We start from the raw sequence: 14,873 nt of genomic DNA, 5'->3' as shown, positions 1-14,873 counted from the left end.
GTTCGCTTGTTTCCTAGCTCTCCCTGGCAAGCCAACACCCTCCGAGGCCCCGATGGCACGCACGATCGGCTCACACGGTCCCACCACGCTGGAGGCGATCCGCAAGGCCGGTGTGCGCCTGATCTTCGAGCACGGTTACGAGGCGATGAGCCTGCGCCAGCTTGCCGCCGAAGTCGGCATCCAGGCGGGCTCACTCTACAACCATATCTCAACCAAGCAGGACCTGCTGTTCGATCTGGTGCAGGACCATATCAACGATTTGCTGCGCGAGCTTGATCTTGCGCTGGAGGGCAAGGCCGATCCGGTCGAGAAGCTGCGCGCCTTTGTCGCGTTCCACGTCACCTATCACATGACCCGCAAGCGCGAGGTCTTCATCGCCAATTCCGAGCTGCGCAGCCTCGATGCGAAGAACTACGACGCGGTGGTGGCGCTGCGCGGCGCCTATGAGCAGCGGCTGGCGCAGATCCTCACCGACGGGGCGTCAGACGGCGTGTTCGAGGTGGTCGACATCCAGATCGCGACCTTCGCGATCCTGGCGCTGCTCACCGGGCTCTGCACCTGGTACCGCCCCGGCGGCCGCCTGACCCGCGACGCCATCATCGCGGCGCATGAGAAGCTGGTGCTGTCGGGCGTCGCGCCGCAGGCCGCGATCGGCCAGGCGAGCCACGGCAGCGACAGCCAGCGCGCCGCCGTGGCGGGCTCGTGACCGTGACCGAGCGCCCACAGCTCGATGACACCGATCTGCGGATCCTGTCCGAGTTGCAGCGGGACGGCCGGATCAGGATCAACGAGCTCGCCGAGCGGGTCGGCATCACTGCCCCGCCTTGCCTGCGCCGGGTTCGCGCCCTGCGCAGCCGCGGCGTGATTCAGGCGATCCGCGCCACGCTGGACGAACGGCTGCTCGGCTATGAGGTGACGACCTTCGTGCTGATCCAGCTCGACAGCCAGACCCTGAGCGCGATCGAGGCGTTCGAGGCTGATGTGGCGGCCGTGCCGCGCTTCCTGCAATGCTGGCGGATCTCGGGCGATGCCGACTTCATGCTCCGATGCGTCGCGCCCAGCGTCGACGACATGCGCCAGCAGCTGCTGCAATTCGCCGGCCTGCCCAATGTGCGTAAGATCAGAAGCTTTCCGGTGCTCGGCGTCTCCAAGGACGCGCCGCTGCCGATCCCGGGCGCCCTCGCCGCGCCCGCGGCGAGCTGATCCGGGCGCCAGTCAGGACTTAGTGGGTCCAACCTTAGTGGGTCCAAGGCTCCCAACGGCGGAACGCGAAATTGTCGGCATAGGCGATCTGGCGGTGCGCCGAATCCTTCGGCTCGATCACCTGGTAGGCGATGCCCTTGCGCTCGCAATAGGCGACCGCCTCTTCCTTGGTCTCGAACTGCAGCGTCAGCTGCTGCTTCATGTCGGTGGACGAGGTCCAGCCCATCAAGGGCTCCACGGAGCGCGGCTGCTCCGGCTCGTAGTCCAGTTGCCACTCTTTGGTCTTGGCACGTCCCGATTGCATCGCGTTTTTGGCGGGCTTAAAAATGCGTGCGGTCATGGATGGTCGGCCCCGTGGGATGTGCGACATGGAAGCGATTTGAAGGAAACCGCCGGGATAGTATAGAGACACCTATCAACGATCTGATCGGTGATTCCTCGATCTCGGAGGCAGCCTTCGCCGGACCGGTATAGTCATTCTACCGCGCTGTGACAATCTGGCCCCGGGAGGCTCCCTTAGCAGTCGCCTGGGCCCGCGGCGCGATCTTCTCGACAAGCATCACCTCGAGGAAGCGGCGCCCCATGGAAATCCACGCTACCCTGCCCGAAAAAGGACGTGACCTCCGGCTCGACCTGTTCCGCGGGGTCGCGAACTGGGCGATCTATCTCGATCACATCCCCGACAATGTCGTGAACTGGATCACGACGCGGAACTACGGCTTCAGCGACGCCGCGGACCTGTTCGTCTTCATCTCCGGCTACACCGCCTCCTTCGTCTACGCCCGCATGATGCTGGAACGCGGCTTCATCGTCGGCGCCACCCGGCTGACCAAGCGGGTCTGGCAGCTCTACGTCGCCCACATCATCCTGTTCGTGATCTACATCGCCTCGATCAGCTATCTGGCGCTGCGCTTCGGCGATTCCGAGATCATCAACGAGTTCAATGTCGCCGGCCTCGTCGACAACGCCACCGAGACGCTGCGCCAGGGCCTGTTCCTGAAATTCAAGCCGGTCAATCTCGACGTGCTGCCGCTCTATATCGTGCTGATGGGCCTGTTCCCGCCGGTGCTGTGGTTCATGCTGCGGCGGCCGAACTGGACCATGGCGGCCTCGCTCGTGCTCTGGCTGGTGTCGCGCCACCAGGGCTGGAACCTGCCGGCCTACCCGGCCGGCAGCTGGTACTTCAATCCGTTCGCCTGGCAGGTGCTGTTCGTGTTCGGCTCGTGGTGCGCGATGGGCGGCGCGCGCAACAACATGGGCATCATCAACTCGCGCTACACGCTGTGGTTCTGCATCGCCTATATGATTTTCGCGCTGATCATGACGATGGCCGGACGCTTCCCGGACTTCGGCGCCATGTTCCCGGACTGGCTCTATTCGGCCTTCAACCCGAACGACAAGACCAACCTCGCGCCGTATCGCTTCCTGCACTTCGTGGTGATCACGGTGCTGGTGATCCGCTTCATTCCGAAGGACTGGGCGGCGCTGGAGTGGAAGGTGTTCGATCCCTTGATCGTCTGCGGCCAGCAGTCGCTGGCGGTGTTCTGCGTCGGCGTGTTCCTGTCCTTTGTCGGACATTTCGAGCTCTCGATGAGCTCGGGCTCGCTGTTCGCGCAGATCTTCGTCAGCATCTCCGGCATCGCGATCATGACGATCGTGGCCTACTACATCTCGTGGTCGAAGCGGCAGGACAAGCCGGTCAAGCCGCCGGCGGCGAAGCCCGCGGCACCGGCGACACCCGCGTAATAAGTTTCAGCCGCCGCCGCGACTGGTGTCCTGCGTCGTCGAGGAGACAATGGTGGCGACGTCGCCGAACGTCGTCATGACAGGCGTGACCACCTTGTGCATGGCGGTCTTCGACACCAGCGTGTCGTGCATCACGAGGTGGTCGATCCCGGTGGTGAGGAAGCAGCTGACCGCGTCCTGCGGCGTCTCGATGATCGGCTCGCCCTTGACGTTGAACGAGGTGTTGATCAGGACCGGCACGCCGGTGAGCGCCTCGAACTCCTTCAGCAGGCGATAGAGCATCGGGTTGGTCTCTTCCCGCACGCTCTGCACCCGTGCCGAACCGTCGACATGCACGATCGCCGGGATCCTGTCGCGCCATTCCGGCCGCACCGGCTTTGCGATCAGCATGTAGGGCGAGTCCTCCTCGCCTTCGAAGATCTCCTTCATGCGCTCGGCCAGCACGATCGGCGCGAACGGCCGGAATGCCTGGCGGTGCTTGACCCGGCTGTTGAGGATGTCCTTCATCTCGGCCTTGCGCGGATCGGCGATCAGGCTGCGGTTGCCGAGCGCGCGCGGACCGAATTCGGAACGGTCCTGAAACCAGCCGATCACGCGCTGGTCGGCGAGCAGCCTTGCGGTGTCGCGGCAGATATTGTCGCTGCGCTTCGCGTCGATCTGGATGCGCACCAGGAAGCTTTGCAGCGCGGCGGCCACCTCGGCGTCGCCGTAGCGCCGCCCGACATAGGCGTGGTCCATCACGAACGAGCGGCGCTGCTTGAGCACCTCGAGCCAGCCGTAATAAGCGCAGCCGATCGCGATGCCGTCGTCGCCGGCGGCGGGCTGGATCCAGATGTTCTCGAAACCTGACTCGCGCGCGATGCGCCCGTTGGCCACGCAGTTCAGCGCGACGCCGCCGGCGATGCAGAGATTTTTCGCACCCGTGGTCTCGCGCAGCCAGCGCGCCCGCGCCAGCAGCACGTTCTCGGTGTCGTCCTGCACCCGCCAGGCGATGTCCTCCCAGTGCCGCATCGCCGGGCTCTTGTCCCAGCTGCCGCTGTCGAGCACGAAGGGCTGCTGGTTCTCGGCGCCCCAGAACGGCACGTGCAGCTTGCCGTCCTTCATCTCGAGCAGATGGCCGACCTGCTCATGGCGGCCATAGGGCGCAAGCCCCATCAACTCGCCGCACTTGTTCCAGTCGCCGAACACGTAGGTCGAGACCCGGCTGTACAGCGCCCCCAGTCCCGGCATGTTGTAGAACTCGTCCGACAACAGCCCCCGCGCCGGCTCCATCCAGACCTTCTTCAGGCATTCGAGCCTGGTGTCGTCGAACCTGTAGTAACTCTCGGACTCGCGGGCCAGCGGCGACGCCTCATCCTCGGAGTAGGACTCCATCGCGTCGGCCCGATAATTGCCGACGCCGTCGACGATCATCACGACGCCGTCCCTGAATGGCGACACCGCGAACGCGCTGTAGGCATGCGCGAGGTGGTGCGAGATCGACACCACCTTGTCGGATTTGGAACGAAACAGCGGGTGCTTGATTGCCTCGTTGCGTTCGGCGATCGGCAGGAAGCCCGGCATATCCTGGTGGAGCATCCGCTCCTCCATCTCGGGCACCGGCAGGATGTAGCTGTTGCGCACCACGAGATCGACGTCGTCGAGGGTGATGCCCTCGGCCGACAGGCAGTAGTCGACGACTTCCTTGTAGAAGCCGGAGGCGTGCTTCTCGCGGGTGATGCGCTCCTTGGAGATCGCGTAGGCGATCGCGCCGCCACGCAGCAGGCAGGCGCTGACGTCATGGTCGTAGACGTTGAGACCAAGGACGTAAGTGTGTTGTTTCGGCATGGGCACTCTTTGGAAGGATACAGCAACGCTGAGAGAACAGGATCGTGTCGACTTCAAGTTCTCGCCGGCATTTTTCGAGGTTCTCAAATCTCTGTTTCTGCGATGCACAAATCAAATCGGCGCAACGCAAGATGAACAGAATGAACGGCGGATGAACGACAAGATGAGCGCAGCAACGACAGTATCCTTTGCAGGCGGGACTGTAACTTGACCTTACCTGTTGGTCTCAATAGAGTCGTTAAAGCTCGCAAGAACCTTAGTGAAAATATTGTCTTAGCATGCACGAACCGAATGCCGGTGTCGCGCGTCTAAGCGAGACAGCCAGCATCAGTTCAGATGTTTGGAAGTGGACTGGAGATCTTCAGAATGACTAAACGCTACAATATCCTGACTCGTTGCCTAGCAGCAGTCGCTTTGTTGTTCGTCTATGTCGCAAGCACCTCTGCCATCCTGGTCGGCGTCACCACAGCGCCTGCGCAAGCCTGGCGCGGACGCGGCGGTGGCTGGGGCTATCGCGGCGGCGGCTGGGGTCGCGGTCGCGGGTGGGGCTATGGCCGCGGATATGGCCGTGGCTATGGTTACTACGGCGGTTACGCCGGTCCCCGTTGCTGGTGGACCCCGCGCGGTGTTCGCGTTTGCCGGTGGTAACAACCGCCCGGTCGACACAAGCGATATTGAAGACATGAAATCAGGTGCGTCGGTCCCGGCGCACCTGATTTGCTTTTAGGGCTTGGTTCACCTGCCGGGCTTGGCTCAGCTGCGGCACGCAAGAAAGAGCCCCGGAGACGCCGGGGCTCTAGTCATGGGAGAGAACGCTTCCGAAATCGGGACGCGAGGACGAGCCGGCGGCCCGATCACCCAATGCATCTACTGCGTGCATGAAAGCAGATTCGGCTTCCTCAGGCTGTAGCCGTACCGCAACAACCCGCAGTAATGCACAGCCTGTCCACCGGTTCCCGAAGCTGGCCGAACACAATCCCCGGCGCGCCTAGCCGTCGAGGATCGCGACCGCCCTCGTCCACCCCGCCGACGCGCGCTCGATCTTCACCGGGAAGCACGACACCATGAACCCGGTCGACGGCAGCTGCTCGAGATTGTGCAGCTTCTCGATGTGGCAGTAGCCGATGTGGCGCCCGGCCTTGTGGCCTTCCCAGATCAGGCTGGCGTCCCTGGTCTCGGCGTATCTCTTCGCGGTGAAGACGAACGGCGCGTCCCAGCTCCAGCCGTCGATGCCGGTCAGCCGCACGCCGCGCTCGAGCAGATACATCGTCGCCTCGTAGCCCATGCCGCAGCCCGAATTGACGTAGTCGGGCTGGCCATATTTCGCGCCCGCGCTGGTGTTGACGACGACGATCTCGAGCGGCGACAGCGCGTGGCCGATGCGCTTCAGCTCGGCTTCGACATCCTTGGCGGTCGCCACATAGCCATCAGGCAGATGCCGGAAGTCGAGCTTCACCCCCGGCTGGAAGCACCACTCCAGCGGCACCTCGTCGATGGTCCAGGATCGCTCGCCGCGGTTCATGGTCGGATGGAAATGCCAGGGCGCGTCGAGATGCGTGCCGTTGTGGGTGGAGAGCGAGACCTGCTCGACGGCCCAGCCCTGCCCGTCGGGCAGATCATCGGCCTTCAGTCCATCGAAGAACTGCAGCATGCGCGGCAGCCCCTGCTGATGATCGATATACTGGATGCTCGGATGATTGCCGGGCGGATCGGCCGGAACGTCGTTCTGCAGGGGAACGGAGATATCGATCAGTCTGCGCGCCATGGTGCTTTCTCGCGGATTGGTCTTGTCGGGCCGAACCACCCTGCCAGCGCGCGTGCGTTGTCGGCAAGCTGCATCCGCTCGATATCGCAGCTCACGATGTCGTGCCTTGGATGGACTGCGGCAAGGCGGCGCAACGTTGAACCTATCCCCTGCCCACACGACCCATTGGCACTGGGGATTTCAGGGCCCAGTATTTCGACGGCGCCGTCTGGACGAGCATATTCCGTCCAGGCGGCGTTGTTGCCTCAGGCGAGACAATCTCGGCCGAAGCCTGGTTACCCGTGCCAGAACGCTGTTCACGCACAGAGAGCCACAGAAACAATCCGTGTGCTCATGTCGCGCGGATTGCCGGCGGTGTTGCCACGGCGATACAGAGATACCCCCACAACGATGCTAACCAACCTGCATCTGAATCAAGACGGGGTTGCGTCGTGTCGGGATTTGATCACTGGAACGCAAATAGAGCTTACTCGTCCGTCGAAGCGCCACATCTGCGCGATGAGCAGCAGCAGTTCGACCGCTATCACAAATTCGACGACCCGATCTCGCGACCGCCGGAGAGTGGCTCAAGAACCGTGATCCTGGATCGCTACAACCCGCCGGCTCGTTGATCTGCTCAGCGCCCAGGCGGCTGGCGAGCAGTGGAGCGCGGGGCTTCGGTCCCGCGCTTGCTGTTTCAGGATGCCAACTGACCGCGATTTGTGGATCAAGTCAGACGCGAATGCCGAGCACGCGCCGATCATAAACATCGCGTCCGCCTCATCTACCGACGAAGCGTCTCTGTTAAGTCTTTGATTTGGATGGTCGGGGCAGCTGGATTCGAACCAACGACCTGCAGTACCCAAAACTGCCGCGCTACCAGGCTGCGCTATACCCCGACATTTCCGAGAAGCCCCGTGGATACACGCTTCAGCCAGCGCCAGCAAGGCACGGATGGGGGCTTCGTGCGGCGAATCCGGGCACCGGTTTTTCCGCCCGGAAATCACGTCAAAACCGGATGCTAACGGCCGCCGAACAGCGGATGGGCAACCCGGTCGCCGGGCTGGATGCCGTATTTCTGCGCGGTCCCGGCAATCACCTCGAGCACGCCCTTGGCGAGCCCGCGCGACGGAATGATCCTGGTCGAAAGCGGCTCGGTGTTTTCGGCGATCCGAAGGATGCGCCCGTCGGCGCGGATGAAGATCATGTCGAGCGAGATGTAGGTGTTCTTCATCCACATCGACACTTCCTGCTCCGGCGAGAAGTCGAACAGCATGCCTTTGCCGTCCGCGAGCTCCTTCCGGTACATCAGGCCGGTCTCCTTCTCCTGCTCGGTGGTCGCCATTTCGACCGAGAAGACATGCACGCCGGACTTGGTGACGATCTCAAGCGGCTGGACGCTGGCAGCTTGCGCGGCCGGGACCAGCGCGCCGAACATGATGACGAGCGAGGCCATCAGCCAGGGGCGAAGCCGCTCAACAATGCGAACGAAATCCATCGACAAATACCCACACCGGAGACAATTTTCCGGCGGACCCTAACCCGACGATTGCGGCAAATGCCAGAGCCGGGAAGGCTCGCCGGCGGCTCACGTTTCCGTCATGGAGTCCGTTCAGGCGCTAATGCGACGACAGCGCCGACGGACCGGTCTCCGGGTGAATCTCGGCGGCCATCATGCCCTTGGAGCCGGGCCCAAACCGCACCAGCACATACTGGCCGGGGCGCAGTTCGGTCATGCCGAAGCGGCGCAGCGTCTCCATGTGCACGAAGATGTCGGGCGTGCCCTCGCCGCAGGTCACGAAGCCGAAGCCCCGCAGCCGGTTGAACCACTTGACCTGCGCGCGCTCGAGCCCGCTGGTTGCGGTCACCGTGACATGGGTACGCGGCGGCAACATCTGCGCCGGATGGATCGCCGTCGATTCGTCCATCGAGACGATGCGGAAAGCCTGGTAGCCCTTCGCGCGCTGCACGCACTCGACGACCAGCCGCGCGCCCTCATAGGCGGTCTGATAGCCGTCGCGCCGCAGTACGGTCACATGCAGGAGGATGTCGGGCCAGCCATTGTCGGGGACGATGAAGCCGTATCCCTTCGAGGCGTCGAACCATTTGATGACGCCGGAAACCTCGACGAGGTTGGCCGCGGTGTCGCCGAGACCGGAGAAGGCATCGATCGCCGGATCGCGCGGCGCGCTTCCATACTCGCCTTGACCAATCCTGCTTTGCCCAACTCCGCCCATCGGCGGTCCACCGAGCTTCTTGGACTCAAATCCGTCCGACCCCATGACCCCGGACCCCACACATCAAATGCAGATCGCCGTCGTTGCGGCGCACCCTGTACACGCTGCTCTCCATGACCAACTCACTCGGACTGATTTTGGACGCGGCGCGAATCTCTCAACCAAAAGATAACACTCCCGCTTGCGGGGCATAGCTAAAAAACGATTCTTGCGGGAACTATGAACAGGCTTGCACAGCCGCGAATCAATCGGGCATCAATTGCCTACGAAAGGACCAAGCGTGTCGCCGATGTCGTGGCGGATCACCAGATCGGCGATGTCGTCCTGATCGGTCGGCTCGTTGTTGATGATCACGAGCCGCGCGCCGCTCTCCTTCGCCATCATCGGAAAGCCCGCGGCGGGCCACACCACAAGCGATGAGCCGATCGCCAGAAACAGGTCGCAGTGCCTGGAGAGTTCCGCCGCGCGGCGCATCGCATCCTCCGGCATCGATTGCCCGAACGAGATCGTCGCGGTCTTCACCGGATCGCCGCAGTCCGCGCAGTCGGGCGCGCTGCCCGTGTTGTCGAACTGCTGCTTCACCCACGACAGCTCGTAGTCCTTGCCGCAGCCGATGCAGCGGCCATAGGTCGTGTTGCCGTGCAGCTCGATCACGTCGTCGGCCTTGAAGCCCGATGCCTGATGCAGGTTGTCGATGTTTTGCGTGATGATGCCGGGAACCTTGCCGGCCCGGTAGAGCGACGCAAGCGCGCGATGGCCGCGACCGGGCTTGGCCGCGGCAAAGGTCGGTTCCATCGCAAAGCGGCGCCGCCATGACTCGTCGCGCGCGTCCTGACTGGCGACGAACTCGTCGAACGGAATCGGCCGGTTGCGGGTCCACAGCCCGCCGGGCGAGCGGAAATCGGGAATGCCGCATTCGGTGGAGATACCCGCCCCGGTGAACGGCACGATGGACGACGCCTCGGCAATCATGTTGCCGAGCTGCTCGACGCCGCTGCGCAAGTCTTTTGCGATCACTGAAAACAATCCGGTTGGCCGCAGCGACTATAGCACGGCCAGACCGATTGCGAGCTCAACCGTTGCGCGAGCGATCGGCTGCCATCGAGATGCCCTGATCGATCGGCTTGCGACCAGCCGCCTCGGCGCATCCGCTTCGTCACTCTTCCACCGCCTCAGCATCATCACATTCCTGCACTGGCTGCTCCGCATTGACGCCCAATTCGCTGACGCCAATGCGCCCGGGACAGGACCACGGCCAGGAGGATGGGCATGACCGATCAGGAAGACCGCGTCGCGCGCGAGCGCGAGGAGATCGTCGCGCGTGTCGCCAGCTTCAGGGCGACGCAGCAGAAGTTCGAGCGCGATCGCCAGGAATACTACGACAACACGCTCGGCAATGCCTGGAGCGGATTTCAACGCAAGACCGCTTAACGCAAGGCCGCTCGATGCCCTGCCGGGCTATCGCGGTCATGGTCCGGGCACCGCGATTGCGCCATGAGGCGCAAGTGAGAAAGCCCCGAGCGGCGTGCTCCGGGCTTATGGCTGTTGCCAGTGCCGCTGTGCGATGGTTGCCGCAAGCGCAGTTCCGGTTCCCTCGAGCGTTTTCCTTTCCGATCGGATCGCTCGAAAACGCGTCAGCCATGCGATAGCGCAAAGCTACCATCGGATAGCGCTGGAACAAAAATACAACCTCAGAGATTATCTTGGCGGTGAATGAGGTTGGCATCAATGCCGGCGTGGATGGAACTGCTGCTTAACGTGATGGGCTTTGCCGGCTTCATCGGCATCGCGATGTATCACAAGCATCCGAACGGGAAGCTGCCGGACTGAGCGCCGGCGGCCCGTCTCCGCTTGCCGCTCCCCGGCTTGCCGTCTTCAGTTTGCCTTCCGAGCCTCTCCCGCTGTCCGGACCAGCCGGTCCGACTTCACGAGCACTTTGCCGCTCTCCGGCTGCGGCCGAAGCCAGAAGCTGATCGCGACAAAAGCCGAGCAGAACAGCAGCCCCACCACCATCACGCGCCGGTGGGTCGGTCGATCAGCACTGTGGAACGATGGCATCATGGCTGTCACCCGCAGCCATCCCAATCGCAATCGCAGGTGTTGACAACACGATGCTGCCCTTAACCTAACCAGGTAGGGTTAGCGGTGGCCGGGTAATGCCTCGTCAGGGAAGTTCCGATCAGCCGCCGCAGCGGGATTCACAGCGATATCCCCCGGTTGTCCGCAGCAAATTCACAGCACCGGCGGGACCAATTATCCAACAAAACACGGATCTTGCTGCACCTTCGTCCACAGCCTCACGCCGTGTGTGCGCGTTCAGGCATCCGCCAGCCGTTTCAGGGTGGCCCGGAAACCCAGGCTGCGGGTTCCAACCAGCACCGTCCCGAACACCTCGGCCTCGTCACCGCTGAACGTGCCGGAGAACCCGCTCGTCACTTCCTGTCCGGCGAACAGCGGACGGGTAAACGGGTCGGCGAATGGCGAATGCTGGTTGGTGCTGAGATGTCCCTTCCAGGTGCCCTCGCCGACCGTGTAGGCCCCGATCGACCAGAAATACGGCCCGCCGCCGATCAAGAGACCGTCGCGCAGGATCAGGATGCCGCTGTCGCGGCCCCTCACGCCGTCGGTCATGTGGATGTGGATCGAATAGAGCCCGTTCTTCATCGATCGCGCCGCCCGGTCCTGGCGGCCCGCAGTATGGCTCCAATCCGGCCGACGTGCGAGCAGGCCGATACCGTCCGGCCGTCCGAATCGGCGCAAAACGCAGCTCCCGGGCGCTTACAAATCGTTAAGAAAGCCCTGACAAGGTTCGATCCTCCGGAGGGAGAGAGCCATGCTCGTATACCCCGTACCTGTCGAAGTGACGCAAGCCAGAGTGCAGCTCGTCGTCGACCAGACGGCGAAGGAGCAGCCGCGCATCATCAATGAGGATGTGCTGGATGTCTTCGCCGCGAAGAACCAGGCCGACCGTGAAGCGGTCGAGACCATCCTCGACATCAAGGTGTGAGAGCGGCACCAGCCGACAGGAACCTCTCGACTGCGCGCGGGTCATCCTGGTGACGCCGGGAGGCACCCATGTGCAAGCTTGTCGCGGTCACCGTCCTCGCCCTGATCTGCGGCGCGGCCTTTGCCCAGGATACCGGTCCCGCGCCGCAGAGCGGCATGGAACGGCCTGAAAACACCAACGGAGCTACCCAGAGCGGCGCGATGGGCACCACGGGGATGGATATGAAGCGGGCCAACAAGTCCGAGATGAAAGACACGGCAAAAGGCGCGGCGAAAAGGAACGACGCAAAAAAGTAGGTTCCCACGACCAACGTCCGGGAGCTGCGTCCTTGAAAAAAGGCCACCTTCAAAAAAAGGAGGCGCCCTTAAAAAAAGAAGGAACGAGTCTCTCGTTCCGCCGTTGGTTTGGTGAGCGGTACAACGAGGGAGAAATCCACCGGAAATATCAGCTCAACAAGCCCCGTCAGCTTACTTCGGTAACTGGCGGGGTTTTGGTTTCTGAAGCCGGTCGGCCAGCTGGCGGACCCAGCCAGCCGAAACCGCATTGAACCAGCGCAACGGCATATCACGCGTGGTGCCGACAGCTCACCGCCCTGTCGGCTTTGGAAGGACCCCGCGAATCCCCCTCGCGGGGTCCTCCTTTGAACCTTTTGCACGGCGCGAAGACATAAAGGGCGCTGGGGATTTCAGGGCCCAGCATCCGGCGCAGCGCTGTGGGACGAACATACTCCGTCTACGCGGCGCTGTTGCATTTTACAAATTCAACCTTAAGTTTGGTCTCCAACAGTTGACGGCTCACGCCCTGAGAGATCCCCAGTCCGTCAGCTGGGAAAGCCCCGCATCCAGCCTGCGGGGCTTTCTATTTTCCGGCCTCAGGAACTTTCCGCGCGCAATGACATTGTGTGCCCGGTTGCCGGCACGATCTCCCCAAGGCCGGTCGGCATCAGACCTCGCGAGCCCACTCGCGGGGTTTTGCGCTTTAGAGGACGTCCAACCTCGCGCGTCCTTGATTGGCCGTGATCGGCAATCAGTGCGATAGAGGCCGCGCCTCCAAGGCTCGACCACAAGCCCCGTCCCAGAAATTTTGCTGGGCGGGGCTTGCTGCGCAAGCGTGTCGCGGCGCGTCCCGTCCATACCTGGCTGCGTGATCGCGCGGCGCAACGGGAGCCAGCGCTCGCGAAGGCGTGAGCATGCAAAGGCGAAATGCGGTCGGCAAAAGTCGCGCAAACCCCTGCCCCGCGCCGCGTTTTGCTGCTATTTCTTGCCCCGTCTCGCCCGAGCCCAAACAAAATCTCAATCCGCAGGAGGATAAAAAAATGCGCTATCTGCACACCATGCTGCGCGTCCGCAATCTCGATGTCGCGATGAAATTCTATCAGGACGCGCTGGGGCTGAAGGAAGTGCGCCGCATCGACAATGAGAAGGGCCGCTTCACGCTGGTGTTTCTCTGCGCGGAGGAAGATCTCCATCTGCTCAAGTCCCTGCCGCAGACCCGCGGCGCGCCGCTGGTCGAGCTGACCTACAATTGGGATGAGGAGAAATACGGCGAGGACCGCCATTTCGGCCATCTCGCCTACGAGGTCGACGACATCTACGCGACCTGCGAGAAGCTGATGAAGATGGGCGTCACCATCAATCGGCCGCCGCGCGACGGCAACATGGCGTTCGTGCGTTCGCCCGACCTGCACTCGATCGAGATCCTGCAAAAGGGCGAGCCGAAGGCCCCGGCCGAGCCGTGGGCGTCGATGCCGAACACCGGCCACTGGTAAACACCGCGCCCGCACCCACGTTCCTGTCGGCATTTCGCTTTTGCTGAAGGGCGGAGCGATCGCGAGGAACGCGACACGATCGTTGACGTTGCCTCCTTACAAGCATGCGAGGAGGCAACGATGGGAAGAGGAATTTTGCTTTGGCTGTTGGGTGTGCCGATCCCTGTGATCATCGTGTTGTGGTTGTTGTTCGGTCACTGACGGCGTCTTGATGCATAGCTATCAGCGAGGCTCTGCCGCAATGCGGCGGAGCCTCTTTTTTTGCTCTCGGTACAATTCACCCCGCGCTTTTCCCCGACGCTTCAGCTATGAACGCGCGCAAAGCACAACGGCGGGAAGAATCGCGTGATGGACAGCAAGCCGCAACTGACGATCTGGGGCCGGGCCAACTCGGTCAACGTGCAGAAGGTGCTCTGGTGTCTCGCCGAGCTCGACCTGCCCTATCAGCGCATCGATGCCGGCATGCAGTTCGGCAAGAACGATCAGCCCGACTATCTCGCGATGAATCCGAATGGCCGCGTCCCGACGCTGGTCGACGGCGACTATGTGCTGTGGGAATCCAATTCGGTGATGCGCTATCTCTGCATGGCCTATGGTCAGGGCGCGCCGCTCTATCCGCAAGCGCCGAAGGCGCGCGCCGCCGTCGACCGCTGGCTCGACTGGACGCTGTCGACGCTGCAGCCGGTCGACCGTCCGGTGTTCTGGGGCCTGGTGCGCACGCCGCCGGAGAAGCGCGACATCGTGCAGATCCAGAAGGACGCCGATGCCGAGGGCGTGGTGTGGCGCGTGGTCGAGGCGCAGCTTGCAAGGCGCCGCTTCATCGAAGGCGACCATTTCACGATCGCCGACATCGCGCTCGGCGCCTTTGCGCGGCGCTGGCTCGGCGTCGAGGGCGTCAGCAAGCCGAAGCTGCCCAATCTCGAACGCTGGTTCGGTGAGATCGCGGGGCGGCCGGCCTTCGTGCGCTTCATCGCGCCGCCGATGTCGTGAGCGCGGGCGGCAAACCGCTCACCGTCCGCGGCCGGACATCCCGCCATCGACGCTGATGCCGCCGCCGAGCTTCACGCAGGTGTCGGCGCCCTCGACCTTGACGAAGCCCGGTCCGTACGACGCGCAAGGATTGCTTCGCGTCGCGGATTTCGACGGCAAGGTTTTGCCGGCGTCGGTGGGCGTCTGGAAATTGCGGCGGTCGCCCTGCTGCGCGAACGCAGCGGCGGGAAGCAGGACGGCGATGATGGCGAAGCAGGTCTTGCGCATCCGCCCTTCTATCCTGCCCCACCGGATGAGGCTAGCTCATGATGCGATCGGGAAGAATTGCGGCATGAGCTTGCTGCTTTCTTG

The 14,873-nt window shown here is 63.0% G+C and carries 19 protein-coding genes and 1 tRNA gene; 10 read left to right on the top strand and 10 right to left on the bottom strand.

Going from position 1 to position 14,873, the window contains the following annotated elements; translation table 11 throughout:
- The first annotated feature begins 52 nt into the window (after positions 1–52).
- Positions 53–706: a TetR/AcrR family transcriptional regulator gene (locus tag ACE10X_RS21105; RefSeq protein WP_038386819.1), complete on the top strand. Its 654-nt coding sequence runs from the start codon at positions 53–55 to the stop codon at positions 704–706.
- 2 nt (positions 707–708) lie between these two features.
- Complete coding sequence (locus tag ACE10X_RS21100; protein WP_038386818.1) at positions 709–1,203, top strand: Lrp/AsnC family transcriptional regulator; 495 nt, start codon at positions 709–711, stop codon at positions 1,201–1,203.
- Positions 1,204–1,237: 34 nt separating this feature from the next.
- On the opposite strand, the gene ACE10X_RS21095 is transcribed toward ACE10X_RS21100, so the two are convergent.
- Positions 1,238–1,543, bottom strand: coding sequence for an ETC complex I subunit (locus ACE10X_RS21095; protein WP_016846428.1), 306 nt, complete (start codon positions 1,541–1,543; stop codon positions 1,238–1,240).
- Positions 1,544–1,785: 242 nt separating this feature from the next.
- Between ACE10X_RS21095 and ACE10X_RS21090 the strand changes: the two genes are divergently transcribed.
- Positions 1,786–2,949 (top strand): OpgC domain-containing protein, encoded by a 1,164-nt coding sequence (locus ACE10X_RS21090; RefSeq protein WP_028342094.1) that lies wholly within the window; start codon positions 1,786–1,788, stop codon positions 2,947–2,949.
- Positions 2,950–2,955: 6 nt separating this feature from the next.
- Here the strand turns inward: ACE10X_RS21090 and ACE10X_RS21085 are convergent, their stop codons facing one another.
- Positions 2,956–4,776 (bottom strand): carbamoyltransferase, encoded by a 1,821-nt coding sequence (locus tag ACE10X_RS21085; protein WP_375764526.1) that lies wholly within the window; start codon positions 4,774–4,776, stop codon positions 2,956–2,958.
- A gap of 366 nt (positions 4,777–5,142) precedes the next feature.
- On the opposite strand from ACE10X_RS21085, the gene ACE10X_RS21080 reads away from it, so the two are divergent.
- Positions 5,143–5,424 (top strand): hypothetical protein, encoded by a 282-nt coding sequence (locus ACE10X_RS21080; RefSeq protein ID WP_080583474.1) that lies wholly within the window; start codon positions 5,143–5,145, stop codon positions 5,422–5,424.
- Positions 5,425–5,764: 340 nt separating this feature from the next.
- Here the strand turns inward: ACE10X_RS21080 and ACE10X_RS21075 are convergent, their stop codons facing one another.
- The 5 genes from ACE10X_RS21075 to ACE10X_RS21055 all read right to left on the bottom strand — a co-directional run bounded on the left by ACE10X_RS21075 (position 5,765) and on the right by ACE10X_RS21055 (position 9,774).
- On the bottom strand, positions 5,765–6,541 hold the full coding sequence (locus ACE10X_RS21075; RefSeq protein WP_038386815.1) for a cyclase family protein: 777 nt from the start codon (positions 6,539–6,541) through the stop codon (positions 5,765–5,767).
- A gap of 801 nt (positions 6,542–7,342) precedes the next feature.
- A tRNA-Pro gene (locus ACE10X_RS21070) sits at positions 7,343–7,419 on the bottom strand.
- A 122-nt stretch (positions 7,420–7,541) separates the two neighbouring features.
- Entirely contained in the window at positions 7,542–7,976 is a 435-nt protein-coding gene (locus tag ACE10X_RS21065; protein WP_051003154.1) for a DUF192 domain-containing protein, read from the bottom strand.
- 163 nt (positions 7,977–8,139) lie between these two features.
- Complete coding sequence (locus ACE10X_RS21060; RefSeq protein ID WP_018271501.1) at positions 8,140–8,802, bottom strand: cold-shock protein; 663 nt, start codon at positions 8,800–8,802, stop codon at positions 8,140–8,142.
- Positions 8,803–9,012: 210 nt separating this feature from the next.
- Positions 9,013–9,774, bottom strand: coding sequence for a Sir2 family NAD-dependent protein deacetylase (locus ACE10X_RS21055; RefSeq protein WP_038386813.1), 762 nt, complete (start codon positions 9,772–9,774; stop codon positions 9,013–9,015).
- A 252-nt stretch (positions 9,775–10,026) separates the two neighbouring features.
- Here ACE10X_RS21055 and ACE10X_RS21050 point away from each other — a divergent pair, with 252 nt between their 5' ends.
- Positions 10,027–10,188 carry a hypothetical protein gene (locus tag ACE10X_RS21050; RefSeq protein ID WP_162832435.1) on the top strand — a complete coding sequence of 54 codons (162 nt, stop codon included), beginning with the start codon at positions 10,027–10,029 and terminating at the stop codon, positions 10,186–10,188.
- A 444-nt stretch (positions 10,189–10,632) separates the two neighbouring features.
- Here the strand turns inward: ACE10X_RS21050 and ACE10X_RS21045 are convergent, their stop codons facing one another.
- The gene (locus ACE10X_RS21045) at positions 10,633–10,818 is read right to left on the bottom strand and encodes a hypothetical protein (RefSeq protein WP_035632016.1); all 186 of its coding nucleotides are present in this window, start codon (positions 10,816–10,818) and stop codon (positions 10,633–10,635) included.
- A 255-nt stretch (positions 10,819–11,073) separates the two neighbouring features.
- A complete protein-coding gene (locus ACE10X_RS21040) occupies positions 11,074–11,517 on the bottom strand; it encodes a GrlR family regulatory protein (protein WP_244435914.1) in 444 nt (147 codons plus the stop codon).
- Positions 11,518–11,590: 73 nt separating this feature from the next.
- Here ACE10X_RS21040 and ACE10X_RS21035 point away from each other — a divergent pair, with 73 nt between their 5' ends.
- The 5 genes from ACE10X_RS21035 to ACE10X_RS21015 all read left to right on the top strand — a co-directional run bounded on the left by ACE10X_RS21035 (position 11,591) and on the right by ACE10X_RS21015 (position 14,522).
- Positions 11,591–11,764, top strand: a complete 174-nt coding sequence (locus ACE10X_RS21035; RefSeq protein WP_018271496.1) for a hypothetical protein — start codon at positions 11,591–11,593, stop codon at positions 11,762–11,764.
- A gap of 68 nt (positions 11,765–11,832) precedes the next feature.
- Positions 11,833–12,060 carry a hypothetical protein gene (locus ACE10X_RS21030; RefSeq protein WP_375764525.1) on the top strand — a complete coding sequence of 76 codons (228 nt, stop codon included), beginning with the start codon at positions 11,833–11,835 and terminating at the stop codon, positions 12,058–12,060.
- Between the two features lie 32 nt (positions 12,061–12,092).
- Positions 12,093–12,311 (top strand): hypothetical protein, encoded by a 219-nt coding sequence (locus tag ACE10X_RS21025; protein ID WP_157788063.1) that lies wholly within the window; start codon positions 12,093–12,095, stop codon positions 12,309–12,311.
- 768 nt (positions 12,312–13,079) lie between these two features.
- The gene (locus ACE10X_RS21020; RefSeq protein ID WP_016844600.1) at positions 13,080–13,532 is read left to right on the top strand and encodes a VOC family protein; all 453 of its coding nucleotides are present in this window, start codon (positions 13,080–13,082) and stop codon (positions 13,530–13,532) included.
- Positions 13,533–13,880: 348 nt separating this feature from the next.
- Entirely contained in the window at positions 13,881–14,522 is a 642-nt protein-coding gene (locus ACE10X_RS21015) for a glutathione S-transferase family protein (protein WP_304557912.1), read from the top strand.
- An 18-nt stretch (positions 14,523–14,540) separates the two neighbouring features.
- Here the strand turns inward: ACE10X_RS21015 and ACE10X_RS21010 are convergent, their stop codons facing one another.
- Positions 14,541–14,789, bottom strand: coding sequence for a hypothetical protein (locus ACE10X_RS21010; protein WP_038386809.1), 249 nt, complete (start codon positions 14,787–14,789; stop codon positions 14,541–14,543).
- Positions 14,790–14,873 lie beyond the last annotated feature (84 nt).

The organism is Bradyrhizobium sp. Pha-3, from assembly GCF_042258325.1.
Lineage (GTDB): Bacteria > Pseudomonadota > Alphaproteobacteria > Rhizobiales > Xanthobacteraceae > Bradyrhizobium > Bradyrhizobium elkanii.
This window is presented reverse-complemented; position numbering and strand designations above follow the sequence as displayed.

Coding starts and splice junctions, on each gene's coding strand:
- ACE10X_RS21105 (WP_038386819.1), top strand. CDS start 53: ATGGCACGCACGATCGGCTCACACGGTCCCACCACGCTGGAGGCGATC.
- ACE10X_RS21095 (WP_016846428.1), bottom strand. CDS start 1,543: ATGACCGCACGCATTTTTAAGCCCGCCAAAAACGCGATGCAATCGGGA.
- ACE10X_RS21090 (WP_028342094.1), top strand. CDS start 1,786: ATGGAAATCCACGCTACCCTGCCCGAAAAAGGACGTGACCTCCGGCTC.
- ACE10X_RS21085 (WP_375764526.1), bottom strand. CDS start 4,776: ATGCCGAAACAACACACTTACGTCCTTGGTCTCAACGTCTACGACCAT.
- ACE10X_RS21080 (WP_080583474.1), top strand. CDS start 5,143: ATGACTAAACGCTACAATATCCTGACTCGTTGCCTAGCAGCAGTCGCT.
- ACE10X_RS21075 (WP_038386815.1), bottom strand. CDS start 6,541: ATGGCGCGCAGACTGATCGATATCTCCGTTCCCCTGCAGAACGACGTT.
- ACE10X_RS21065 (WP_051003154.1), bottom strand. CDS start 7,976: ATGGCCTCGCTCGTCATCATGTTCGGCGCGCTGGTCCCGGCCGCGCAA.
- ACE10X_RS21060 (WP_018271501.1), bottom strand. CDS start 8,802: ATGGGGTCGGACGGATTTGAGTCCAAGAAGCTCGGTGGACCGCCGATG.
- ACE10X_RS21050 (WP_162832435.1), top strand. CDS start 10,027: ATGACCGATCAGGAAGACCGCGTCGCGCGCGAGCGCGAGGAGATCGTC.
- ACE10X_RS21045 (WP_035632016.1), bottom strand. CDS start 10,818: ATGATGCCATCGTTCCACAGTGCTGATCGACCGACCCACCGGCGCGTG.
- ACE10X_RS21035 (WP_018271496.1), top strand. CDS start 11,591: ATGCTCGTATACCCCGTACCTGTCGAAGTGACGCAAGCCAGAGTGCAG.
- ACE10X_RS21030 (WP_375764525.1), top strand. CDS start 11,833: ATGTGCAAGCTTGTCGCGGTCACCGTCCTCGCCCTGATCTGCGGCGCG.
- ACE10X_RS21020 (WP_016844600.1), top strand. CDS start 13,080: ATGCGCTATCTGCACACCATGCTGCGCGTCCGCAATCTCGATGTCGCG.
- ACE10X_RS21015 (WP_304557912.1), top strand. CDS start 13,881: ATGGACAGCAAGCCGCAACTGACGATCTGGGGCCGGGCCAACTCGGTC.
- ACE10X_RS21010 (WP_038386809.1), bottom strand. CDS start 14,789: ATGCGCAAGACCTGCTTCGCCATCATCGCCGTCCTGCTTCCCGCCGCT.